This window comes from Synechococcus sp. UW69 (assembly GCF_900474185.1).
GTDB lineage: Bacteria > Cyanobacteriota > Cyanobacteriia > PCC-6307 > Cyanobiaceae > Parasynechococcus.
On sequence record NZ_UCNW01000004.1, the window covers coordinates 262,924 to 286,216 of the forward strand.

General features: G+C 61.4%; 21 protein-coding genes. 12 read left to right on the forward strand and 9 right to left on the reverse strand.

Going from position 1 to position 23,293, the window contains the following annotated elements:
• Nucleotides 1-22: 22 nt before the first annotated feature.
• Entirely contained in the window at nt 23-1,681 is a 1,659-nt protein-coding gene (locus tag DXY29_RS02355; RefSeq protein ID WP_115022548.1) for an alpha-D-glucose phosphate-specific phosphoglucomutase, read from the forward strand.
• A gap of 106 nt (nt 1,682-1,787) precedes the next feature.
• Here the strand turns inward: DXY29_RS02355 and DXY29_RS02360 are convergent, their stop codons facing one another.
• From DXY29_RS02360 to DXY29_RS02370, 3 genes are read right to left on the reverse strand one after another with little or no spacing between them, the layout of a single operon-like run.
• Complete coding sequence (locus tag DXY29_RS02360) at nt 1,788-2,081, reverse strand: hypothetical protein (protein WP_115022550.1); 294 nt, start codon at nt 2,079-2,081, stop codon at nt 1,788-1,790.
• Entirely contained in the window at nt 2,081-5,512 is a 3,432-nt protein-coding gene (locus DXY29_RS02365) for an efflux RND transporter permease subunit (RefSeq protein ID WP_115022551.1), read from the reverse strand. Before DXY29_RS02365 ends, DXY29_RS02360 begins: the two co-directional genes overlap by 1 nt.
• A gap of 9 nt (nt 5,513-5,521) precedes the next feature.
• On the reverse strand, nt 5,522-6,595 hold the full coding sequence (locus DXY29_RS02370; protein WP_115022554.1) for an efflux RND transporter periplasmic adaptor subunit: 1,074 nt from the start codon (nt 6,593-6,595) through the stop codon (nt 5,522-5,524).
• A 155-nt stretch (nt 6,596-6,750) separates the two neighbouring features.
• On the opposite strand from DXY29_RS02370, the gene DXY29_RS02375 reads away from it, so the two are divergent.
• The gene (locus DXY29_RS02375; RefSeq protein WP_115022653.1) at nt 6,751-8,916 is read left to right on the forward strand and encodes an AAA family ATPase; all 2,166 of its coding nucleotides are present in this window, start codon (nt 6,751-6,753) and stop codon (nt 8,914-8,916) included.
• Between the two features lie 48 nt (nt 8,917-8,964).
• On the opposite strand, the gene DXY29_RS02380 is transcribed toward DXY29_RS02375, so the two are convergent.
• A complete protein-coding gene (locus DXY29_RS02380) occupies nt 8,965-9,606 on the reverse strand; it encodes an alpha/beta hydrolase (protein WP_170952085.1) in 642 nt (213 codons plus the stop codon).
• Between the two features lie 185 nt (nt 9,607-9,791).
• Nucleotides 9,792-10,289: a thymidylate synthase gene (locus DXY29_RS02385; protein WP_244279284.1), complete on the reverse strand. Its 498-nt coding sequence runs from the start codon at nt 10,287-10,289 to the stop codon at nt 9,792-9,794.
• Between the two features lie 108 nt (nt 10,290-10,397).
• Here DXY29_RS02385 and bcp point away from each other — a divergent pair, with 108 nt between their 5' ends.
• Entirely contained in the window at nt 10,398-10,865 is a 468-nt protein-coding gene (gene bcp / locus DXY29_RS02390; RefSeq protein WP_115022555.1) for a thioredoxin-dependent thiol peroxidase, read from the forward strand.
• On the opposite strand, the gene DXY29_RS02395 is transcribed toward bcp, so the two are convergent.
• Nucleotides 10,843-11,568, reverse strand: a complete 726-nt coding sequence (locus tag DXY29_RS02395; RefSeq protein ID WP_115022557.1) for a type III pantothenate kinase — start codon at nt 11,566-11,568, stop codon at nt 10,843-10,845. The genes bcp and DXY29_RS02395 overlap by 23 nt on opposite strands.
• Complete coding sequence (locus DXY29_RS02400) at nt 11,569-12,336, reverse strand: phosphoadenylyl-sulfate reductase (protein WP_115022657.1); 768 nt, start codon at nt 12,334-12,336, stop codon at nt 11,569-11,571.
• 67 nt (nt 12,337-12,403) lie between these two features.
• On the opposite strand from DXY29_RS02400, the gene DXY29_RS02405 reads away from it, so the two are divergent.
• Genes DXY29_RS02405 through DXY29_RS02430 form a run of 6 tightly spaced genes read left to right on the forward strand, consistent with a single transcriptional unit; the run spans nt 12,404 to nt 20,345 of the window.
• Nucleotides 12,404-13,549: an NAD(P)/FAD-dependent oxidoreductase gene (locus DXY29_RS02405; RefSeq protein WP_115022560.1), complete on the forward strand. Its 1,146-nt coding sequence runs from the start codon at nt 12,404-12,406 to the stop codon at nt 13,547-13,549.
• Nucleotides 13,546-15,222 (forward strand): GTPase HflX, encoded by a 1,677-nt coding sequence (gene hflX / locus DXY29_RS02410; protein WP_115022562.1) that lies wholly within the window; start codon nt 13,546-13,548, stop codon nt 15,220-15,222. Before DXY29_RS02405 ends, hflX begins: the two co-directional genes overlap by 4 nt.
• Nucleotides 15,210-17,027: an SLC13 family permease gene (locus DXY29_RS02415; protein ID WP_115022564.1), complete on the forward strand. Its 1,818-nt coding sequence runs from the start codon at nt 15,210-15,212 to the stop codon at nt 17,025-17,027. Before hflX ends, DXY29_RS02415 begins: the two co-directional genes overlap by 13 nt.
• Nucleotides 17,028-17,056: 29 nt before the next feature.
• The gene (locus DXY29_RS02420) at nt 17,057-18,472 is read left to right on the forward strand and encodes a TrkH family potassium uptake protein (protein ID WP_115022565.1); all 1,416 of its coding nucleotides are present in this window, start codon (nt 17,057-17,059) and stop codon (nt 18,470-18,472) included.
• A 24-nt stretch (nt 18,473-18,496) separates the two neighbouring features.
• Nucleotides 18,497-19,201: a TrkA family potassium uptake protein gene (locus DXY29_RS02425; RefSeq protein WP_115022567.1), complete on the forward strand. Its 705-nt coding sequence runs from the start codon at nt 18,497-18,499 to the stop codon at nt 19,199-19,201.
• A 4-nt stretch (nt 19,202-19,205) separates the two neighbouring features.
• Nucleotides 19,206-20,345 carry an anhydro-N-acetylmuramic acid kinase gene (locus DXY29_RS02430; protein ID WP_115022568.1) on the forward strand — a complete coding sequence of 380 codons (1,140 nt, stop codon included), beginning with the start codon at nt 19,206-19,208 and terminating at the stop codon, nt 20,343-20,345.
• 16 nt (nt 20,346-20,361) lie between these two features.
• Here the strand turns inward: DXY29_RS02430 and DXY29_RS02435 are convergent, their stop codons facing one another.
• Nucleotides 20,362-20,655, reverse strand: a complete 294-nt coding sequence (locus DXY29_RS02435; RefSeq protein ID WP_115022570.1) for a hypothetical protein — start codon at nt 20,653-20,655, stop codon at nt 20,362-20,364.
• Nucleotides 20,656-20,760: 105 nt separating this feature from the next.
• Here DXY29_RS02435 and DXY29_RS02440 point away from each other — a divergent pair, with 105 nt between their 5' ends.
• Entirely contained in the window at nt 20,761-21,060 is a 300-nt protein-coding gene (locus DXY29_RS02440; RefSeq protein ID WP_115022571.1) for a hypothetical protein, read from the forward strand.
• 47 nt (nt 21,061-21,107) lie between these two features.
• A complete protein-coding gene (locus DXY29_RS02445; RefSeq protein ID WP_115022573.1) occupies nt 21,108-21,338 on the forward strand; it encodes a hypothetical protein in 231 nt (76 codons plus the stop codon).
• On the opposite strand, the gene DXY29_RS02450 is transcribed toward DXY29_RS02445, so the two are convergent.
• On the reverse strand, nt 21,316-21,501 hold the full coding sequence (locus DXY29_RS02450; protein WP_115022575.1) for a hypothetical protein: 186 nt from the start codon (nt 21,499-21,501) through the stop codon (nt 21,316-21,318). The genes DXY29_RS02445 and DXY29_RS02450 overlap by 23 nt on opposite strands.
• 61 nt (nt 21,502-21,562) lie before the next feature.
• On the opposite strand from DXY29_RS02450, the gene DXY29_RS02455 reads away from it, so the two are divergent.
• Nucleotides 21,563-23,287: an ABC-F family ATP-binding cassette domain-containing protein gene (locus DXY29_RS02455; RefSeq protein WP_115022576.1), complete on the forward strand. Its 1,725-nt coding sequence runs from the start codon at nt 21,563-21,565 to the stop codon at nt 23,285-23,287.
• The last annotated feature ends 6 nt before the right edge of the window (nt 23,288-23,293 follow it).

The following is a 23,293-nucleotide window of genomic DNA, read 5'->3' on the forward strand; positions in this document are numbered from 1 at the left end:
ATAAAGCCCCCCATCCGACGTGATGACCACTTCGGCCCCTGCAGAACCGACCCAACACCAGGTGCACCTGGACGCCCCCTTCACCGACCAGAAGCCAGGAACCTCCGGCCTGCGTAAGAGCAGCAGTCAGTTCGAGGCGCCCCATTACCTGGAGAGCTTCATCGAGGCGTCATTTCGCACTCTCCCGGGCGTGCAAGGGGGAACCCTGGTGCTGGGTGGCGATGGCCGTTACGGCAACCGCCGGGCGATTGATGTGATCCTGCGCATGGGCGCCGCCCATGGCCTCAGCAAAGTGGTTGTCACCACCGGCGGCATCCTCTCCACTCCTGCCGCTTCCAACCTGATCCGGCAGCGCCAAGCCATCGGCGGGATCATCCTTTCCGCCAGCCACAACCCCGGTGGTCCCAACGGTGATTTCGGCGTGAAGGTGAATGGCGCCAACGGTGGCCCCACCCCCGCCTCCTTCACCGATGCGGTCTATGAGTGCACCAAGACCCTGGAGCAATACACGATCGTTGAGGCGGCAGCGATCCCCCTGGATACGCCCGGTCTGCACAGCATCGGCGCCATGCAGGTGGAGGTGATCGACGGCGTCGACGATTTCGTCACGCTGATGCAGGAGCTGTTCAACTTCGATCAGATCCGCGATCTGATCCGCAGCGACTTCCCGCTGGCCTTTGACGCCATGCATGCCGTCACCGGGCCCTACGCCACCCGCTTGTTCGAAGAGTTGCTGGGTGCACCAGCCGGGAGTGTGCGCAACGGCACCCCACTGGAAGACTTCGGCAAGGGTCACCCCGACCCCAACCTCACCTACGCCCACGAGCTGGCCGAACTGCTGCTCGAAAGTGACGACTACCGCTTCGGTGCCGCCTGCGACGGCGATGGCGATCGCAACATGATCCTGGGCCAGCGCTGCTTTGTGAATCCCAGCGACAGCCTTGCGGTGCTGACCGCTAACGCCACGCTGGCTCCTGCCTACTCCTCCGGCTTGGCGGGAGTCGCCCGATCCATGCCCACGAGCGCTGCCGTGGACGTGGTGGCCAAGGAACTGGGGATTGACTGCTTCGAAACGCCCACTGGCTGGAAATTCTTCGGCAACCTGCTGGACGCCGGCAAGATCACGCTCTGCGGTGAAGAGAGCTTCGGCACCGGCAGCAACCACGTCCGCGAAAAAGACGGGCTCTGGGCTGTGCTGTTCTGGCTGCAGATCCTGGCCGAACGCCGCTGCAGCGTCGCCGAGATCATGGCGGAGCACTGGAAGCGCTTCGGACGCCACTACTACTCGCGCCACGACTACGAAGCCGTCGCCAGCGAGGCCGCCCACGGTCTCTACGACCGCCTGGAGGCCATGTTGCCGAGCCTGATCGGCGAATCCTTTGCCGGACGCGTCATCAGCGAAGCGGACAACTTCAGCTACACCGACCCCGTGGATGGTTCCGTGACCACGGGCCAGGGTCTGCGCATCATGTTGGACGACGGCAGCCGCGTGGTGGTGCGTCTGTCGGGCACAGGCACCAAAGGCGCCACGATCCGGATCTACCTGGAGAGCTATGTGCCTAGCAGTGGCGACCTCAACCAGGACCCCCAGATCGCCCTCGCCGACATGATCAGCGCGATTAACGACCTGGCGGAGATCAAGCAACGCACGGGGATGGATGCCCCCACCGTGATTACTTGAAGCAGGTGATCACATGAAGCTTGCAATCATCTGAAGCGGCTCACCACAACCGAGGATCAAAAAAGCCACCCAGTGGGTGGCTTTTTTGATGGCTCTTGTTGATTCCTCAGCGACGACGACCACGGTGAGAGTTGTAGTGGCGATACGCCGGATCGGTGGCTTGTTCCTGCAGCTGACGCATCGACTCGATGGCAAACCCACCCAAGCCTCCGGAGGTGATCACCATCAGATAGAAGAGACGCAAGCGGCCAACGTCGATCTCGGCCGGGCTGTTGTCGATCAGCACCTTGAGGAAATAGGCAACAGCCAAGCCAAGGCCAGCGCCAATAGCCACAGCAATCAAAACGCGCATGCCACTGAAGGGCTTGCGCTGATTCACCTCAGGCTTCGGCTCAGACATCAGCTTGGTTGCGGGGTGGGAGTAGGGCCATCCTCAGGCGGCTTGGCATCGGCTTGTCCCAGCAGGGTCTTCATCACCACGTAGAAGACAGGAACAACCAAGGTGGAAAGGAAGGTGGCCACCAGCAGACCACCAAACACAACAAGACCCAGAGACGACTGACTCTGAGCACCAGCACCACTGGCCAACATCAACGGCAAGAAACCGGTGAGGGAGGAAATCGCCGTCATCAGAATGGGCCGCAAGCGCGACTTGGCCGAGAACGTGGCAGCTTCCAGCGCCGAGGCCCCTTCTCCCATCTTCTGGTTGGCCAGGTCGACGATGAGAATCGCGTTGCCGCCCGCAAGACCAATCAACATCACCAGTCCCACCTGGGCGTAGATGTTGAGCACCTGACCGGCCGCCCCAAGGAACACAAGCGCTCCCAACAGGGCCGTGGGCACCGTCAGCAAGATGATGATCGGATCGGTGTAGCTCTCGTACTGGGCGGAGAGCACCAGGAACACAGCCAGGATGCCCAGGGCGAAGATCACAACCGCCAGGGATCCAGCCTTCACTTCCTCTCGGGAGATACCGGTCCAGTCGAAGCCGAGACCTTGGTAACTACCCGTGTTGAAGATCTGCTTCATCGCCCCGATCGCCTGACCCGAGCTATTGCCCTCCTTGGGGGTGCCGTCAATCTTGATCGAGCGGTAGAGGTTGAAGTGGGGAATGACGCTCGGGCCCACCGTTTGCTTCACGGTGAAAAATTCCGAGAGTGGGATCTGTTCACCCTTGGCATTGGCGACGTAGATGGCTGACAGCCGCTGTGGGGTGGCCCGACTCACCTCATCCGCCTGCACATAAACCCGCCGCACCTTGCCTTCCTGGAAGGTGTCGTTCACGTAGGCACCACCGAAGTTGACACTGAAGGCCGACATGGCTGAACCGAAGTCAACACCGAGGGAGGCCATCTGCTCGCGGTCAACATCGATCTTGTATTGCGGAGCCTGGGGGGAGAACAACGTGCGAACCTGACTGAGAACGGGATCGGTGTTCGCCGTCTGAATGATCTGCTGGGCAGACCCGAAAAACTCATTCAGCGAATACACACCACTGCTCTGGTCAAGCAGCTGGAACTCGAAACCGCCACCGGTGCCGTAGCCAGGAATCGACGGGGGCTCGACCACAAACACCCGACCACCATCAATCGCGCCGTACAACTTGGCGTTGAGACGCTTCACCACAGCACCCACGGTGTGGTCCTTACCGGGGCGTTCATCCCAATGCTTCATCCCGATGAAGAACAGACCCTTGTTGGGGGCGTTGCCATCGAGGCTGGCTCCACTGAACAAAGCAGCCGATGAGATGTCGTCTTCCGAGCGCATCACTTCAGCCACCTGACGGTTGATCTCGAGGGTTTTCGCGTTGGAGACCCCATCAGGAGCCTGCACGAAACCGATGGCGTAGCCCTGGTCTTCAATCGGCACAAAACCACCAGGGATGCGGGTGAAGGCAAAACCGGTGAGCAGGATGCCGGCAGCCAGAGCCGCCATCACAATCGGACGAGCCTTCAGCACGCCATCGAGGATCGTGGCGTAGCGCTTCTCAAAGCCGCCGTAGAGGCGATTGAAGTTGGTGAAGATCAGGGGAATGAAGTAGCCGACACCGCCACCGATGGCGGTGAACAACACCACAGGGATCGGATTGGTGACAATCACCCCCGTGGTGATCATGCCCACTGCAGCGCCACCAGCGGTGAAGGGAAGACGCAGCGGCAGGCCGGTGATCTTGCCTGCGATGAAGCCGATCACGGCACCGATCACCGTGGGGATCAGGGCGGCGGCGGCTCCATTGCCAGCACTGAGCAGGCCGTAGATGAAACCAAGGACAACACCGGCCGTGGTGTACTGATTGCGGCTGAGCTCCTTGGTTTCGCGGGACAGCAGCAGGGCCGAGAGCATCGGCGAGAACGTCAACGCGTTGAAGGTGGAGATGCCGATCGAAAAGAGGATCGTGGCGGCGAACTGCTTGTAGATCGTGCCGGTTGCACCGGGGAAAAACAGCACCGGGAGGAACACCGCCATCTTCACCAGAGATGTGGCGATCACAGCCCCGAACAGCTCATCCATGGTTTCCATGGCCGCCTGCACGGAGGTCATGCCCTCAGCCTTCTTGGCCGAGGTGTCTTCCACCACCGTGATGGCATCGTCAACCACGAGGCCGGTGGCCAGCACCAAACCAAACAGTGTGAGCTGGTTGAGCGAGAAGCCGAAGGCCAGCACCAAAGCGAAGGTGCCGATCAACGCCACTGGAATCGCAATGGCGGGAACAAGCGTGGCCTTCCAGTTCTGAAGGAACAGGAACAGAATCAGCACCACCAGAATCACCGCATCCCGCAGTGAGTTGGTCACACCTTTGATCGACTGGTTGATGAAGTCGGTGGTGTCGTAGATCTTCTGCACCCCGAGGCCGACCGGCAGGGTTTTCTCGAACTCACCCAGCACGTCCTTGACGCCGTTGGAGACCTCAATGGCGTTACTGCCAGAGAGCTGGTAAATGGCAATACCCACCGAAGGCGTGCCGTTGAGATCCATGGCATCGATGCCGTAGGTCTCACCCCCGAGCTCCACCCGGCCTACATCCTTGAGCCGCACCAGACCACCGGCATCGGTGGTTCTCAGAATGATGTTCTCAAATTCCTGGGTGCTGGTCAGACGTCCCTGCAGCTGAACGGTGAAGGTGAACTCCTGGCCTTCAGGCGCAGGGGCACCGCCAATCTGACCAGCAGGCACCAGACGGTTCTGACTGCGCAGCTGATTGACCACATCTGTGGCCGAGAGATTATTGGCCGTCAGTTTCTCCGGATCCAGCCAGAGCCGAAAGGCGATCTTTCTGTTGCCGAAATAGGTGACGTCGCCGACGCCCTTCACCCGCTTGACGTTGTCGGTGAGGTTCTTATCGAGATATCCACTGATCGTCTCCACCGAGTATTCGGTCTTGGAGGGGTCTTCGTTGACGAAGTTGTAGACAAGCAGGATCGAGTTGGAGGCCTTGTTGACCGTCACACCCGACTTGCGCACCTCCTCGGGCAACTGCGGCTCCGCCAGGGAGACACGGTTCTGAACATTCACCTGGTTGATGTTGCCGTCGGTGCCGCTTTCAAATGACACCGAGATCGAACTAACACCGTCCGACGAGCTGTTGGAGGTGATGAAGTCCATGTTCTCCACCCCGTTGATCTGCTGCTCGAGAACGGAGGTCACCCCCTGCTCAACAGCAACCGCATCGGCGCCCACGTAGGTGGACTGCACCTTCACCGTTGGCGGAGCAATGTCTGGAAGGTTTTCGATCGGAAGGATCGGAATCGCGATCAAACCGACGATCACAATCAAAAGGCTGCAGACCGTGCTGAGAACAGGCCTGGTAATGAAGTTATTGGATGCAGACATCGTTCAACCTCAGTTCGCCTTGGCGGGTTGCACCTGCACGGGCATGCCGTGTTTCAGGTTGAGCAGATTGGTGGTGACCACCATCTGGTTGGCTTCAAGGCCTTTGGTGATCGGGTAGAGCTGGTTCTCCAATTCGCCCACCGTGACCGGTGTTTGCAGGGCGAACTTGGCGTCAGCGGGCAGCTTGCCGGCCTTGATTCCCTTCTCCAGGGTTTCAATATCAGCCTTACCGGGGTTCTCTTTGAGCTCCTCAAACGTGCCGAGGCGGAACACGAAGCTCTGGCCTGACGTCTGGGTAACGGCTGCAAAAGGAACGGCAAGTTCTTCTTCAGCCTTGATCTGAACCCGGGTGCGAAGGCGTTGACCATCCCGCAGTTTTCCATCCTCATTGGGGAAGACCGCCTTCACCAGCAATCCCTGGGTCTGCTTGTTGACCCGGGGGTCGATCGAGCCCACCTCTCCGGTTGCAAGCAGGTCGTAACTACCCGGCGCACTGAGCAGCACCGGCTGCCCAAGGGCCAGACGAGAGGAGAAGACTGCGGGCACCTCGACCCGTGCTTCGAGTTCGTTGTTTTGCACCAGGCTGGTGAACACCTGGCCTTGCTGAATCACATCGCCAACCTTCACGTTCACATCAGCGACCGTGCCAGCAGAAGGGGAAATCAAGTTGTTGTAATCAAGCTCGGCCTGCGCCGAGATGTACTGGGTGCGATAACGATCCAATTCCTTCTGTGATGCAGCTCCTGTCTCAGTCAAATATTTGTAGCGCTCGTAGTTGGCTCTAGCGGTTTCGGCTTTGGCCTTTTTCTCGACTTGATCAAGCACCACCAGCAATTCACCGGCTTCGACTTCATCACCCTGGCGAATCTTCAACTCAAGGATTCGACCTCCCGACTGAGCGGCGAGCTCGACAAGATTGCTGGCTTCCAACGTGCTGACGGTGTCGACACCCTCGGTGAATTCAGCCATCTGGGTCGAGACGGCCTGCACCTTCGGCGGCGGCGGCTTCGGTGCTTCGCTCTTGCAGGAACTGACCGTGATCAGGGCGGCGAGGGTGAGCAGGAGTCGCTGCGGATGACGCACGGCAAAAAGGCTTTCCCGGATTATGCAGCGTTCCTGAGAGCCTGGCCGCACAGGATTTGCACCTCTGGGGACCGGCACGCCTAAAACGTTCGATTCGGACCAGTTCCAGCGCCGATTGGGAACGTCAGGGACACTGGGTCAACGCCGATTGTCCGTTGGCTCAGGACCTCTTCGCTTTTCACGGTGAGCAGCAACGGCGGCGACTAGCCCCCCTGGCTGACCGGATGCGCCCTCGCACGCTGGAGGAATTTGAGGGCCAGAGCGGGATCTTGGCGGACGGACGGCTACTGCGTCGCGCCATCAAGGCCGATCGGGTTGGCAACCTGATCCTGCATGGACCGCCGGGGGTCGGCAAAACCACCCTGGCGCGGATCATTGCCAACCACACCCGCGCTCACTTCAGCAGCCTCAATGCCGTTCTCGCAGGCGTAAAGGACCTGCGGATCGAGGTGGATGCTGCACGCCTACGGCTGGAACGGCATGGATTGCGCACGATCCTGTTCATCGATGAGGTGCACCGCTTCAACAGTGCCCAGCAAGATGCCCTGTTGCCGTGGGTGGAGAACGGAACCGTCACCCTGATCGGTGCCACCACGGAGAACCCCTATTTCGAAGTCAACAAGGCGCTGGTCAGCCGCTCACGGCTGTTCCGTCTGTTGCCACTGGAGCCAGAGGATTTACAGCGGCTGCTGCAACGCGCCCTTGCTGATGGGGAACGGGGCTACGGCGACCGATCAATTGTGATCAGCAGCGATGCCGCCGACCACCTCGTGGACGTGGCGGGTGGTGACGCTCGCAGCCTGCTCAATGCGCTTGAACTGGCGGTGGAAAGTTCGGAGCCCGATGGCGAGGGGGTGATTCAGATCAATCTGGCCATCGCCGAGGAATCGATCCAGCAGCGGGCGGTCCTCTACGACAAGCACGGCGATGCCCACTACGACACCATCAGCGCCTTCATCAAATCGCTGCGGGGCTCAGATGCCGATGCGGCGATGTTCTGGCTGGCGCGCATGGTGGAGGCCGGCGAGAACCCGCGCTTCATTTTCCGCCGGATGCTGATCGCGGCGGGGGAAGACATCGGCCTGGCCGACCCGCAGGCCATTGTTGTGGTGGAAGCCTGTGCGGCTGCCTTCGAACGGGTGGGACTTCCAGAAGGGCTGTATCCGCTGGCCCAGGCCGCCCTTTACCTGGCGGGTACCGAAAAAAGCAACAGCGTTCTGGGCTTCTTTGATGCCCTGAAAACGGTACGCGCCGCCCGTCAACAGGATGTGCCAGGGCATTTACGGGACGCCAACCGGGACGGAGCCGCCTTTGGCGACGGCGCGGGCTACCGCTACCCCCACGCCTACGCCGAACACTGGGTGGAGCAGCAATACCTCCCCTCTGCACTGCAGGGGGAGGTGTTCTGGCAACCCGGCCAACTGGGATGGGAGGGGGAACGGCGAGAAAGGATGGCTGAACGCCGGGCAGCCCAACTCGCCGCGGCCGCGGAACTTGCAGCTGACCAGCCCTTGCTGCTCAGCAGCGGGCCCGACCGTCCCGGTGTGGACCGCTGGGTGCAACGTCAACTCGGCCAGGAGGGGGAACGCCTGCAGCGGCTGCGCGAGCGACTCTGGCGAGACATCCCCTGGACCCGCAGAGATCGGGTGCTGCTGTTGGGGATGCGTTCGCTGATCTGGGCTATCGATCCCTTGCGGGCCACCCCGGAAGGTGGCGTGACCGTGCTTTGCGACAACGAAGCGGATCGCAACCGATTGGAAGCGCAGCTGGATCTGCTCGAACCGGAGCATCGACCCCAACTGCTGACCGACAACCTCGACACCCTGTCGTCGACCCAAGCCTTCGACTGGATCGGAGGACGGCTCGCCGCAGCAGACCTGCAAAAGCAGAACTGGACGGCGCTACTGGATGCGATCAACCGGCATTCCCTCCCGACGACGGGCTTACGGCTGCTGCTCAGTCGCGCCGAACTGGGTCCCGCCGGTGCTCTGCAGCAGAACGGGGGCGCAGAGGAGCTCTTAGGCCCTGTTGTGGCCCAGGAACAACACTGGCTCGAGCTCCAACAGCGCCCTGAAGAGCTCTTGGCAAACGCGGGCTGGCAGCTCAGTTGCGACGATTGGCTGGAACCCCTGACCCTGCCGGGGGGGAAAGAGCTGGCAGACCGATGGCTGGCCGAGGGGTCGCCTTACCGGCAGGCCATGGGAGAGATCAAAACCGAGGTGCTGGCGGAATTGCGCCGGACGTTGAATGGCCTGGGCGACGGCGGCCTGCGGCTGCCCATGCGCCATCAACTGATCAAAGGCAACCAAATCAAGCCATAAAAAAACCCCGGCCGAGGCCGGGGCGATGACACAGGGCTCAGGGCCTGATCACCAGAGGGGACGGGCAGGAGCGACGTAAGCAGGACGAGCAGCGGGCTCGGGCAGCACGGAGTTGGCCTGCACGCAAGCGGGCAGGAAGACGTACCAGGACAGCAGGGAGGTGCACTGGGCGTCGCCTTCGCACTTGTCGGGGGCACAGACGTTCTGGATGCCGTCGTAGGTGCCGCAGGTATCAGCCAGGCGGAAGTCCACGGGCAGCTCAGCCATGATGCTGGCGGAGGAGATTTCACCGTCGATGGAGTCGGCGATGATCGCGGAACGCAGGGCCACCACGGAGGTGGACTTCATCTTCCAGTAAGGGAAGTAGGAACGGGTCTGATCCTTCAGGAACTTGACGCCGTCGTCGGAGTACAGGAAGCGGGACACGCCGATGATGTCAACGGCGTAGGTCTTGGTCATACCTTCCTGGATTTCTTCGGCAGTCCAACCGGAGTTGTTGATGCCGGCATCCAGAGCACGATCGGTGACTTCACCGGTGGTCAGGAAGGTCTTGAACTCAGAAGAGGTGGTTGTCCACACAGCACCACCGGTGTTCCAGCGGACGGGACGCTTGGTTCCTGCTTCAGCAGGAACTGCCAGAGCGGCGAGGGAGGCACCGGCCAGAAGGCCAGCGGCGAGACGAGAAAACACGGACGACAAAGAGAGCACGTCAATAAAAAAATAGCTCCCAAAAGAAAAATCGCCAACAAGAACAAGCCTCTGAAAAGGCCAGCACCACATGAAAAACAGGAATTTCGCGAGAACAGACTCGCGAGACTCAATATTTCAGGTCGATTTGTACCTTCTCCTCGCCAAAAGAAAGCAGAAATCTCGGGTCAATTCAAGTGAATCCTTTGCCATCCGTCCGGGCAGCGGTCTTCATGCACCAGACGCACGCCATCCCTGTCGCCGCGGCAGTGACGCATCCGAAGGCGACCGCCCCAGCGCTCAACTTCGGCGAGGTAAGCCTCCGTGCCGTGATGAGGCTGAATCCACAGCCGGGTCCGAACGGCATCGCGATCGACCGTTGCCACAAGCTGCGGTCTGGCAGACAGGCCGAGATCCTGCAGGGAGCCTGCGAATTCACCCCAGTAATGGCGCGTCATCTGCGCACGCGTGAAATCCATCAGCAGCGTTTCGGCTTCACTGCGTTGATGCAAGGTGATTTCGCGCTGCAACAGCTGCCGGCTCAAATTCGCCTCATACAGCCGTGGAGCGGCTTGATCCAAAGAGAGACCATGACGCGGTGCGACGAGCGCACTGACTCCCATGGCCAACAGACCTAAAGCAGCTAGGGAACGTCCGATTTGGTCCACCCGAGTCCGCGACACCATGGCCCAACAACTGCAGGTTGGTTGCAAGGTAGGCAGCACAAACAGTCTTGTCCGGAACCGGGCTTGTCCTGAACGCCGTACGCTGCCGCCACTGCCAAAGCACAGTCTGTGAGCCTGCAAATCGGCGACGCCGCCCCCGACTTCAGCCTTCCCGATCAGAACGGTGAACCCGTCAGCCTTTCTTCACTGCGCGGGAAGAAGGTTGTTTTGTACTTCTATCCGAAAGATGACACCCCTGGGTGCACCAAGGAAGCCTGCAACTTCCGCGATCGCTGGGATCAACTGAAGGCCAACAACATCACCGTTCTGGGCATCAGCAAGGACGGAGCCACATCCCACAGCAAATTCATCAACAAATACGAGCTCCCCTTCACGCTGCTGACCGATGTGGAGCCCTGTGCGGTAGCCAGCCTCTATGAGAGCTACGGACTGAAAAAATTCATGGGGCGCGAATACATGGGAATGATGCGTCACACCTATTTGATTGATGAAGCCGGAAAAATCGAACGGATTTATCTCAAGGTCAAAGCGGCCACCATGGCCGACACATTGATCAGCGATCTCGAAGTGAGCTGATGCCTGCGGCCAGATCCAACAGAGCCTGCAGCTGAAGATCGGTCTCCATCTGCAGCAATTCCGTTGCATGGGCCCAGTGCGTCTTGATCAGCTCAGCGTCACCACCGCAGATCCAAAGCAACCCTTGCGAATGCTGCTGGGCAAGTGCGATGGCGGCCAGCAACCCTTGCAACACACCCCGCTGCATGGCCGCCGCCGTTTCTTGGGGAAAGATGTCTTGGGGGAAGGCCTCTTGAGGACGCTCCAGCGTTGCTGGAAGGCCAACAGTTCCTTCCGCCATGGCCCTGAGCTGCAGGCGATAGCCCGGTAGCAACTGCCCTCCACCAAAACTGCCATCCGCACCAACCTTGGTGAAGCTCAACACGGTGCCTGCATCCACCAAAAGCAGCCCCCTGGAACAGTCGAGCTGTTGCTCCTGACTACGTCGCCAGGCCATCCATGCCCCGAGCGCTCGATCCACACCCAACCAAGGAGGTGCCTTCGGCAATGGAACATCCTCCAGACGAATGCGCAGGTCCTGGTGAGCCCTGAGCTGCTCGGGCACCGGCCCCACCGCCGCCCAGATCGGAGGATCTGTACCGATTCGACCAGGGTCTGGATCACCGTGATCAACACGAACTCCCTGTTCAGTCCGCTGGGCCCAATGCCAACGACTGTTGCCAATCAGCAGAGCGCGGCCGCCACTACGTTCAAACGCCTTCACTCAGATGCCTTCACCCATCAACCCTTCAACAGCGTCCTGGGGCAGATGGATTCCACACTCTTGCTTTAGCCCCCCAAAGCGGGTGTCGCGGCCACTCAGGTCTCCCACATCAGGGCCACTGGAATGCCAGTCCCCCACTGTGGAATAGCCCTGCTCGAACAATGGATGCTGAGGGAGATTGTTTGATTGCATGTAGTAATACACATCACGCTGGGTCCACTCGAGAAGTGGTCTCAATGACCAGCGCTCCCGAATCGGGTCCAAGGCCGTCATCGAGCGACGGTGATCGGTCTGACCACGCCGCACGCCGCTGGCCCAGCAGCGCGTATGGAGGTCATTAAGCGCTTGCTCCAGAGGTTCAACCTTGCGGATCCGGTGATAGGTCTCCAGGTCTTCGACACGGCCAGACTCCCAGAGCTGACCATGCAGGGCCTCCATTCGAGCCGGGGACATCTCGCTCTGACGAACCACCAGACGGATCTTGAGCTGATCGGTGAGTTGGTGGGCGTAGGAGTAAGTCTCCGGTGGCAAATAACCGGTATCAATCCAGATCACCGGAACAGCGTCACCTCCGGGAAGTGTGCTCAGCATGTGCAAGAGCACAGCCGACTGAATGCCAAAACTGGTCGTCAGAGCAAATCGGTCGCCGAATTGATCCAGCCCCCAGGCCAGACGCTCCTGCGGCTCCATGGTCTCAAGCAGCTTGCGCCCATCGCGCAAGTCGTTTTGCACCGCCATGGGCACCATTGCGTCGGGGGCCTCCGTCATCACGCCATCCTCCCCTGTCGTGGGACCGGCTGTGCTTCCTATCGTTCTCAAACCAGCGGTTTCTTTCATGCGTTCACCCTCGTCCACGTCGGATGCCGTGGTGATCGTTGGTGGTGGATTCGGAGGACTTTTCACAGCTCTTGCACTTCAGCGTCGGCAGCCCGGCTGCCCCATCGTTCTGATCGAACCGCGGGATCGGTTTCTGTTTCAACCGCTGCTGTACGAACTACTCAGCGATGAACTTCAAACCTGGGAGGTGGCCCCCCGTTATGACCAGCTGCTGAATAACAGCATCTGCTGGATCCAAAACACCGTTGTTCGCATCGATCAAACCAGCCAAACCATCGAACTCGATTCGGGAGACCGATTGGGCTGGGCCCAACTGGTGCTGGCGACAGGCTCGAAAGCCAATGATTTCGGCATCCCCGGCGTGCAGGAGCACAGCTCTGGTTTCCGTGATCTCAGCGATGTAGGCCGGCTGAAGCAATGGCTCAACACTCAGCTCAAGCAGCGTGATGGAGACGCAGGGCTGATCATCGTTGGAGCTGGACCCACCGGAGTGGAACTGGCGTGCAAGCTCGCGGATCTGATCGAAGGGGCCGCCAGCATTCGCTTGGTGGAAATGGGCGATGAAATCCTGCCCAGCAGCACGGCGTTCAATCGGGAGAAAGCCCAGGCAGCGCTGGAACGCAAAGGGGTCGTGGTGCAGCTGAACACGAGCGTGAGCGAAGTGCATGCCAGCAGTGCCGTTCTGGCGGATGGCGTGGTTCTACGTCATGCGGGATTGATCTGGACTGCAGGGAGTAGCCCCTCCATCCCAGCCATCGCGCCTCCACCAGTGCTGGAGAGAGGACGTCTGGCCGTCAACGCTGACCTGCGCCTGGTGGGAAGCGCCAACACGTTTGCCCTGGGGGATCTCTCAGCACGGCCTGACAGTCCATGGCCCGCCAGTGCACAAGTGGCCATGCAGCAGGGGGATGCCACTGCCGCAGCCATCGCAAGCCTGCGGATGGGGGAGGAACCGCAACCTTTCCAGTTTGAGGATCGTGGCGAAATGCTCAGCCTCGGGGTCGGCGACGCCACACTGACTGGCATGGGATTCACCCTCGCCGGCCCCCTGGCATTTCAGTTGCGACGGGCCACGTACCTGACCCGTCTTCCGGGATTGTCCCTGGGACTGCGCTCCGCCGGCGCCTGGTTGCTGAGCCGTTGAAGCAATCCCACCTGGGAGGGCGCTGCCGCGGTCTGCGCCCCAGCCAGCAACGTCAGCTGGAGCGCCTGAGTCATCGTCGTCATCCGGAAGGCTGCGGGGCCGATCTGCTGAGCCTCGAACGACTGGCGGATCTGGTTCTGGATCTCGAGATGCCCCTGCATCTGGTGCTCGACGGCCGTGGGCTCTGCCGCCTGCTCTGGATGGGCCCGCTCACCGGCAGCGATTCACCGCTGCAGCACCTGCCAGCAACACCGCGGCGGAGCAGCGGAGGATGGCGGCTGATCAGCTGCCCCTTCGCCCGCAAAGGGCTGCACCAGGATCCCCGCGACGCTGTTGTCGCTCTCGACATCGCCCCGAGGCACTGGCTGCGCTTTGCACCGTGCCCCGCGGCCGATGGCGGCCGCCCGGCAGAACTATTAATCCCTGATCCACTGCAGCCCGATGGGTGGAGAGAGTTCGAACAGGGCGACCTGCGGGACCTTTGCTCCCTCACACCAGACGAACCCCAAGCCTCAACCATCCAAGCCGCCACTGGAGAGGAGCGGGTGCTCCTGCTCACGCTCACCAGCGGGGATGGGCAGCGCGACCAGCGTGATTTAGCTGAACTGGAGGGGCTGGTGCGCAGTGCCGGAGCCCAGCCCGTGGCTCTGACCAGCCAGCGTCGGGGCCAAGCCAATCCCCAGACGGTCTGGGGTTCCGGAAAACTTCAGGAAGCCGCCCTCGAGATCCGTCGTTGCCAGGCCTCACTGGTGATCACAGACCGGGAGCTGACCCCAGTGCAGGCCCGCAATCTGGAACGACTGCTGAGCTGCCCGGTCTCTGACCGCAGTGAACTGATCCTCGACATCTTTGCTCAGCGGGCCGGCAGTGCTGCAGGGCGCCTCCAGGTGGAACTAGCCCAACTGCGATACCGGCTGCCACGCCTGTTGGGACGGGGCAGCAGCCTGTCGCGTCAGGGCGGCGGCATCGGCACGCGCGGCCCAGGGGAAACACAACTGGAGAAAGACCGTCGGGCCATCAGCCGACGCATCGAACGGCTGCTGCGGGATCAGCGCCAGCTCCAATCCCACCGCAGCCGACTGCGGGATCAGCGGCGTGGTCTGCCGCGGGTGGCCCTGGTCGGTTACACCAACGCCGGTAAATCCAGCCTGCTCAATGCCTTGTGTGGCAAACGGGCGAGCGATCGCGTGCTGGCGGAGAACAAGTTGTTCGCCACGCTCGACCCCACCACGCGAAAACTCGACCTCCCCTGCCCTGGGGCGCGCCCCCAACGGCTGCTGCTCACCGACACAGTTGGCTTCATTCGCGATCTCCCAGCCCCACTGGTGGAAGCCTTCCGCGCAACGCTGGAGGAGGCACTGGACGCGGATGTGCTGCTGCTGGTGCTGGACCTGGCTGACCCCGACTGGCAAGGCCACCTGGACACCGTGCATCGCTTGCTCGATGACCTCGGCAGCACCGCCCTGCGCAGGGTGATCGCCAATCAGATCGACCGTTGCGAGGCAACCGCAATCGAAGCAATCCATCAGCGGGAGCCCGATGCACTGTTCCTCTCTGCCGTGCGGGGGGATGGGCTGCAAGGCCTGCAGCAGTGGATGCGCGAGCAATTTTTTGATCCCAGGGCAGAATCCCCGCAATTGACGACCGGCGACTCGCCGCCATGGCAGAGCTGAGCAACGCTCTTCAGAACCCTCAGGCGTTGATCACGCTGGCCGTGCTGGGCCTGGCAGTGGTGTTGTTCATCACCGGGGTGATTGCACCGGAGCTCACAGGATTGCTGAGCCTGAGCTTGTTGATCGCGACTGGGGTGCTCAACCCACAGGAGGCCTTGGCGGGGTTCGGCAGTCCTGCACTGATCACCTTGTTGGGACTGTTTCCGGTCTCCGCAGCACTCTTCAAAAGCGGTGCGCTGGACCGACTACGGGCCCTGATCGCCTCAGAACGGATCCGTTCCTCGCGCCGTCTGATCGCCCTGATGGCCTTCGTCATCGCCCCGGTTTCGGGAGTGGTTCCCAATACTCCAGTGGTGGCATCCCTGCTTCCCGTGGTCGAGGGCTGGTGCCAGCGGCGCGGTATTTCCCCATCCCGGGTGCTGCTGCCGTTGTCGTTTTCCACGGTTCTGGGGGGCACCCTGACCCTGCTGGGCAGCTCTGTGAATCTGCTGGTGAGCGACATCAGCCAGCAACTGGGCTACGGCTCCCTTGATCTGTTCAGCTTCACCCTGATCAGCCTTCCGGTCTGGCTGGCAGGGGCCATTTATCTGGTGTTGGCTCCAAGGGTGCTGCTGCCGGACCGAGGTGCCAGCACGGATGACCTCGGTGGCAGCCCCAAGACCAGCAGCTACTGCACGGAAGTGCGCATCCCACCCGAGTCGGAGCTGGTGGGCAGCTCTCTGCTGAACAGTCGATTGCAACGTCGTTTCGACGTTGACGTGCTGGAACTACAGCGCGGTGGAGAGCGACTCCTGCCACCCCTGGCGGACCGTCGTCTTGAGGCCGGCGATCATCTGCTCTTAAGGGTCACCCGCCTTGATCTGCTGCGGCTCCAGCAGGATCACACGGTTCAGCTCACAACCCAGGGGCAGAACGCTGGTTTCAGCCAGAACACCGAAGAGGCCAGTGGACAAAAAACCGTGGAGGTTTTGTTGCCTGCTGGCTCCACCCTGGCCGGTGCCAGTTTGCGGGAACTACGGTTCCGGCAGCGCCACAACGCCACTGTTCTCGCCCTGCGCCGCGGCCAGGAGACCGTTCAAGAACGCCTGGGGCAAGTCATCCTGCGGGAAGGCGATGTGCTGCTGCTGCAGGCACCGATCGACTCCATCCGGGGCCTGCAGGCGAGCAATGACCTGTTGGTCCTGGATCGACTGGAAGATGACCTCCCCACTGTGCGACGCAAGCCCGTGGCGGTCAGCATCGCCCTAGCGATGCTCCTGCTACCAAGTCTGACCCCGATCCCCCTGGTGGCCGCTGTGCTGTTGGCCATGGTGAGCGTGGTCGCCACCGGCTGCCTGCGCCTTGGAGAACTGCAGCGCTCGATCCGGCTGGACGTGATTCTGCTGCTGGGATCCCTCACCAGTTTCAGCGTTGCCATGCAAAGCACGGGTCTGGCCGATGCCCTAGCCCTGGTGCTCCAGCAGGGGCTGGCGGGCTGGCCGAGCTATTCCGCACTGATGGTGATCTTCATCGGCACAACGCTGTTAACCCAGGTGATGAGCAATGCCGCCTCGGTGGCCCTATTGGCGCCTGTGGCGGTGCAACTGGCTCCTTCCCTTCAGCTCTCTCCCACGGCACTGCTGATCACGGTGCTGTTTGGAGCCAGTCAGTCCTTTCTTACCCCTGTTGGCTATCAGACCAATTTGATGGTGTTCGGTCCAGGCCGTTATCGCTTTCTGGATGTCACACGGTATGGACTTGGCCTAACCGTGATCATGACCATTCTGGTGCCGGCCTTGATCCTCTGGCATTACGGCGGATCCTGAACAACACTGGTCAGATCTCGCACGCGCCTGTGCCGATCGGAAGAGCCATCGAACGCAGCCAGGGCTGGCATCGTCGGCTCACGGTTCCCCAGTTCACCGTGGTGACCGGTTTGCTGGTGGTGTTGATCGGCACGCTGCTGCTGTCTACGCCGCTGTGCTCCTCGAGCAGCGTGGGGCTTTGGGAAGCTCTGTTCACAGCCACGTCCGCCATCACCGTGACGGGGCTCTCGATCATCGACATCGGCACGGACCTAACGACCTTCGGCCAGGCGGTACTGGCCTTGATGATTCTGGCCGGGGGCCTTGGCCTGATGGCCATCACCACATTTCTGCAGGGATTTGTGGTGCAGGGAACAGCATTGCGTCGTCGCCTGGACCGGGGCCAGGCCCTCGACGAATTCGGCGTAGGAGGCGTGGGACGCACCTTTCGTGGCATTGCCCTGACGGCGACGCTGGTGATCCTGATGGGCGCGGTGATCCTGTACCACTTCGGCTTCGATGACATTCCCAACAACAGCGAACGTCTCTGGGCCGCCGTGTTCCACAGCATTTCGGCCTACAACAACGCCGGGTTTGGGCTCTGGTCCGACAGCCTCGAGCGCTACCGGAGCAATGGTGTGGTGAATGCCGTCGTGATGCTGCTGATCGTGACCGGTGGCCTGGGTTGGCGGGTGACCAGCGATATGAGCACACAGCTCCTGCGAAGACGGCGAGGACGACGTCGACTGAGCCTGCACTCCCGCCTTGTGCTCCGCACCACCATGCTGCTCATCGCCTTCGGGGCAGGCGGTTTAGCCCTTACGGAATGGTTGAACCAGGGCGAAATCTTCACGGGCATGCCCTTGCCTGAGCGTTGGCTGACGGCTCTATTTGAATCCGTCACGGCTCGCACGGCCGGCTTCACCACCGTTCCGCTCTCACTCGAGAACGTCACCGAATCCAGCCTGCTATTGCTGATGGTGCTGATGTTCATTGGGGCCAGTCCCGGCGGCACCGGTGGAGGAATCAAGACCACCACCGTGGCTGCCTTGATGGCGGCCACGCGATCCACCCTGCGAGGCCGTGAGGCCGTGGTGATCCGCAACCGAACCATCAGCGACAAGGTGGTGTTGCGGGCCGTGGGCATCACGGTGGGCTCACTGCTGTTCGTGATGACCATGGCTCTGCTGATCAGCATCGCCAGCAATTTGAACGGCAAGGATTCGTTCACGTTTATGGAAATGCTGTTCACCTGCGTCTCCGCCTTTGCCACGGTGGGGCTGGATCTCGGGGTCACAGTTGAACTTCCCCGTTTCGGCCAGGCTGTTCTGATGGTGGGAATGTTTGTAGGACGACTGGGAATCCTGCTTCTATTGAGTGCGATCTGGGAAGCGATGACCCAGGAACAAATTCAGATGAATCGCCAGAATCGAATCGGTTATCCCAGCGAGGATCTGTATGTCTGAGGACTATCAGCGGGGGATAGAGCGATGAAGGAGTGGTGGCAGTGGAGCCCGATCCAGGGCAGCGATCGCCTCGGCTTCGCGATCATCGGCGTCGGCCGTTTCGGCATCGCCGTTTGCCGCGAACTGCTCCAGAACGGAGCCGACGTTCTGGCCGTGGACCGCTCGGAACGGGCGGTCGATGAACTGCGTCAGGTGGAGCCCAGCGTGGAAGCCCGCGTTGTCGACTGCACCGACGAAGAAGCTCTGCGGGAAGCTGGCGTGCTTGAGATGGGCACTGTGGTGGTGGCGATCAGTGAACCGATCGAAGCCAGCATCACCGCGACGTTGATCGCCAAAGACAGTGAGGGAAGCCGGGTGCGCCAGGTGATCGCCAGGGCGACGAGCGACCTCCACGAAAAAATGCTGAAACGGGTTGGGGCAGACCGGGTGATCTTCCCCTCGCGGATGCAGGGAGAACGCCTGGGTCTTGAACTGGTTCGCCCCAACTTGATGGAGCGCTTGGCCCTGGATGAACAGCACTGCATCGAGGAGATCAAGGTTCCAGAACCGTTTGTGGGGCGGTCGCTCCGAGATCTGAATCTGCGCAAGAACTTCCGGGTCAATGTGCTGGCGGCCGGGCCGCAAAGCAGCTTGATGGTGAACCCACCGGCATCCCATGTGCTCGAGGAGGGTCACCTTCTGGTGGTCATGGGGCTGGTGGACGACCTGCAACGCCTGCCAAAAATCTGAGCCAATGCACTGCCTCGGGCTGATGAGCGGGACCAGTGCCGATGGTGTCGATGCCGTGCTGGCGCGCTTCGACGGCCCTGCCCAACGTCCGCAGTGGTCCTTGATTCGCCACCACCATCAGCCCTACCCGCCCCAGCTGCAGCAGCAGGTGGTGGCCGCCGGCCAGGGAGCAGCAATGCCCGCATCCCTCTGGCTGGAGCTGGCGGAAACGATCACAGAAGCGCAGGCAAACGCAGTCATGGCATGCGATCCCGAAGGGAAAGCCGAAGTGATCGGCTGCCATGGTCAGACCGTCTGGCATCGTCCGCCGGCCCAGGGGAGGCGGGGTTCGAGCTGGCAGATGCTGCAGGCGCCGCTCCTGGCCCATCTGCTCCAGCGGCCTGTGATCCATGACTTCCGCGCCGCTGATCTGGCCCTCGGTGGGCAAGGAGCACCCCTCGTTCCTCGGCCGGATGCGGCGCTTTTGGGGAGCACCGAGGGCTGGCGGGCGCTGCTGAACCTGGGCGGAATTGCCAACCTCACCCTGATCCCCCCATGCAATGGCGCGGACCGCCATGCCTCGGTCTTGGGATGGGACTGCGGACCAGCGAACAGCCTGATCGACCTCGGCATGCGCCACTTCACCGCTGGGGCCCAAAGCTTCGACAAGGGAGGAGCGATGGCAGCGCAGGGCCAAGCGGATGAGGCCCGGATCCAGCGCTGGCTCCAGGAGGATTATTTCCAGATGGCACCGCCGAAATCCACCGGACGGGAGTGCTTCGGGCGGGAGGACCTCAACCGACGGCTGGATCAGCTCGATGGAGCCTCAGCGGCCGACACCATCGCGACCCTGACGGCCTTCTCCGCAGCCATCGTCGCCCAGGATCTGGAGCATCTGCGCCAGACACGCGGCATCGCACCGATCGAACTGATCACCGCTGGAGGTGGAAGCCAAAACCCGGTGTTGATCAACGAGTTGCGCCGGCGCTGCCGTGGTGCCCAGGTGGATGAGAGCAGCACTCTCGGGGTACCGGCAGAGGCGAGAGAGGCCCTGGTCTTCGCGCTGCTGGCCTGGTGGCACCAGCAGAACCACCCCGGCAACGTGCCTGCCGTCACAGGGGCTAGTCGCGAAACCGTGCTTGGCGTACTGGTGCCTCCAGCTTGATCGGAGCGGCCTAGGCCTAGCCAGGCCGGTGCAGGCGCAAGCGCCGGGGTGCTCCCCGCAGACGGCGTGGCTGCTGTGATTCCAGTGCCGACCGGAGGCGCTCCTCGCGTGTTGGGGCGGGAGCAGACGCCTCCAGAGCCTTCTCGTGGCGCTGCACCCCCTGCTGGATCAGCACCCGCGCCATGTTGCTCACCGTGCGGGATTCCAGCTCGGCCATGGCGGTCAAGCGCTCACAAAGATCCTCAGGCAGAACCACCTGAATTCTTGGGGACTTGGGCTTCCCACTGGATGAGGTCTGACGGGTGGGCACGACCGGATCCCCAGAAAGAGGCTCAGTTAGTGAAAAGTGTACAGAGGTGGTCAAGGGTAGTATCCATGACTATGGTGGGGGCACTGGTCCTCCTCGGAGAACCCCATGACACAAGCCACATCCCGCTCCCGTCGCAGCCCTGCCGGATCACGCAGTCGGTCGCGACGCCCCCGTCGCAGCGCCGAAAACAGTGATGTCCTGGTGTCAGCGGTGATCAGCACCTACCTTTTGACCCACCTGCACCATGTGCTGCAGCGGGCTGAATACGGAGCCTCCCAGGAAGGGCGTAACACCCAGGCAGCTAACTACGCCCAATTGCGCAAGGTGCTCTGCATGGATGCCCGCAGCATGGAGGACGCTTCTGCCCTGGGACAGCTCGATGACGGCATCGAACAGGCCGCCTGACAAGGCCTTCGGTCCTGAATAGCGTTTGAACAGTTGCTTAAACCGCGATGTCTTCCAACGCCGCATCGCTGTACGCCCGCATCAGCAGCAATCCTGAGCAGACGCAGGCGCTGTTCCGCCAAGCCCTCCAGGACCCCAACGGCGCCATGGACAGCATCTGCAATCTGGGCAACGAGCTGGGCCTGCCAGTCACAGCCCAAGAGGTGCGCGAGCATCTGGCAAGCCTGAACGATGAAGACAGCAACCGCTGGGTGGTTAAAGCGAGGGGCGGTCTTTGAAGTTGGGCGAGACGGACTTCAATAAAGCCTGGGGCTCAACGCGCTGCCGGCGTTCGTAGCCACCACCACCGGCCCAACTGAAGAACAGCACATAACTCACGATCGCCAGGCCTGCGGCCACCACAAGAGCGGCCAGCTGCTCCAGTTTCAGCATGGCGAGCACCCTCCGGAAACCTTCCCCAGTGTGCCGACAGGGATGATGGGGGGAAGGACGCCTTCCGCCGGTGCTGCGACTCGAAAACGTCAGCAAGATCTATCCCACTGGGGAAGTGCTTCGCGCGGTGACCTGGGAGGTGAAACCCGGAGACCGGATCGGACTGGTGGGGGTAAACGGCGCCGGCAAATCCACCCAGATGCGTCTGATCGCCGGACACGAGGAACCGACCAGCGGCCAGGTGGTGCGTCAGGGAGAACCCCGCATCGCCTATCTCCAGCAGGAATTCGATGTGGATCTGGAGCGCACAGTGCGCCAGGAGCTGTTCCAAGCCTTTGGTGAAGCCGCCGAAGTGATGAACCGCCAACAGCAGGTGGAAGAGGCGATGGGGTCGGAACGCGCTGCTGAAGATCCCGATCATCTGGATCAGCTGATCCAACAACTGGGACAGCTGCAGAGCCGTTTCGAAGCACTGCATGGCTACGAACTCGACGCCCGGATCGACAAGCTCCTGCCCACGATCGGCTTCACCCCCGAGGGCGCTGAGCTGCAGGTGAAGGACTATTCCGGGGGCTGGCAGATGCGTATCGCCCTGGGGAAAATTTTGCTTCAGGAGCCGGATCTGCTGCTGCTGGATGAACCGACCAACCATCTGGATGTCGAGACCATCCAGTGGCTGGAAACCTACCTGCTGGAGCAGAGCGCTGCTCTCGTCGTCATCAGCCACGACCGCACCTTCCTCGACCGGGTCTGCAATCAAATTGTCTCCACCGAAAGGGGGGTGTCCCGCAGCTATCTGGGGAACTACACCGCCCACCTGGAGCAGAAACAAATGGAACGGGAGGCCACGCAGGCGGCCTTCGAACGCCAGCAGAAAGACATCGCCACCCAACAGGCCTATATCGATCGTTTTCGCGCCAGCGCTACCCGCAGCACCCAGGCCAAAAGCCGTGAGAAGCAACTGGACAAGGTGGAACGGGTGGAGGCACCGATCGAATCTGTGGCAGGGCCGAGTTTCCAGTTCCCGCCCGCTCCACGCTCAGGGGCACAGGTTGCCCTGATCGACAACGTCACCCACAGCTATGGAGACAAGATTCTGTTTCTGGGGGCTGAACTGGAGGTGGAGCGGGGCGACCGCATCGCCTTCGTGGGTCCCAACGGTGCGGGTAAGTCCACCCTGCTGCGCCTGGTTATGGGGGTGGAACCTCCCGATGAAGGCAGTGCCCGACTGGGGGAACACAACGTCATTGCGGGCTACTTCGAACAGAACCAAGCCGAAGCTCTGGATCTCTCCAAGACCGTGATTGACACGATGTACGAAGCGGTCCCCGATTGGACCCAGACCCAGGTTCGTTCGCTGCTGGGCAGTTTCTGCTTCAGCAACGACTCAGTGTTCAAAGAGGTCGGGAAGCTCAGCGGAGGCGAGAAAGCCCGTCTGGCACTGGCGCTAATGCTGCTGACCCCCTGCAACCTTCTGGTCTTGGATGAGCCCACCAATCACCTCGACATCCCGGCCAAGCAGATGCTCGAGGACGCCTTAATGGCCTACGAAGGAGCCGCGCTACTGGTCTCCCACGACCGCTATTTCATCTCCCGCGTGGCCAACCGGATCGTCGAACTGCGGGAGGGTGATCTGGTGATGTACCGGGGGGATTACAACTACTACCTCGAGAAAAAAGAGGAGGAAAGGGCTGAAGCCAAGGAGAAAGAACTGGCCATGGAGCGAGAGGCCAAGCGGAAAGCCAACAAGGAAAAGCAGAAAGCTCGAGATGCCCGGCGCAAAAAGGCGGCTTGACGAGCA

What these genes read in the sequence shown, in the direction of transcription:
- DXY29_RS02425 (WP_115022567.1), top strand. Translation starts at nt 18,497, where the DNA reads ATGAAGGAGTGGTGGCAGTGGAGCCCGATCCAGGGCAGCGATCGCCTC.
- DXY29_RS02405 (WP_115022560.1), top strand. Translation starts at nt 12,404, where the DNA reads ATGCGTTCACCCTCGTCCACGTCGGATGCCGTGGTGATCGTTGGTGGT.
- DXY29_RS02445 (WP_115022573.1), top strand. Translation starts at nt 21,108, where the DNA reads ATGTCTTCCAACGCCGCATCGCTGTACGCCCGCATCAGCAGCAATCCT.
- DXY29_RS02385 (WP_244279284.1), bottom strand. Translation starts at nt 10,289, where the DNA reads ATGGTGTCGCGGACTCGGGTGGACCAAATCGGACGTTCCCTAGCTGCT.
- DXY29_RS02355 (WP_115022548.1), top strand. Translation starts at nt 23, where the DNA reads ATGACCACTTCGGCCCCTGCAGAACCGACCCAACACCAGGTGCACCTG.
- DXY29_RS02365 (WP_115022551.1), bottom strand. Translation starts at nt 5,512, where the DNA reads ATGTCTGCATCCAATAACTTCATTACCAGGCCTGTTCTCAGCACGGTC.
- DXY29_RS02415 (WP_115022564.1), top strand. Translation starts at nt 15,210, where the DNA reads ATGGCAGAGCTGAGCAACGCTCTTCAGAACCCTCAGGCGTTGATCACG.
- DXY29_RS02440 (WP_115022571.1), top strand. Translation starts at nt 20,761, where the DNA reads ATGACACAAGCCACATCCCGCTCCCGTCGCAGCCCTGCCGGATCACGC.
- DXY29_RS02400 (WP_115022657.1), bottom strand. Translation starts at nt 12,336, where the DNA reads ATGACGGAGGCCCCCGACGCAATGGTGCCCATGGCGGTGCAAAACGAC.
- DXY29_RS02430 (WP_115022568.1), top strand. Translation starts at nt 19,206, where the DNA reads ATGCACTGCCTCGGGCTGATGAGCGGGACCAGTGCCGATGGTGTCGAT.
- DXY29_RS02360 (WP_115022550.1), bottom strand. Translation starts at nt 2,081, where the DNA reads ATGTCTGAGCCGAAGCCTGAGGTGAATCAGCGCAAGCCCTTCAGTGGC.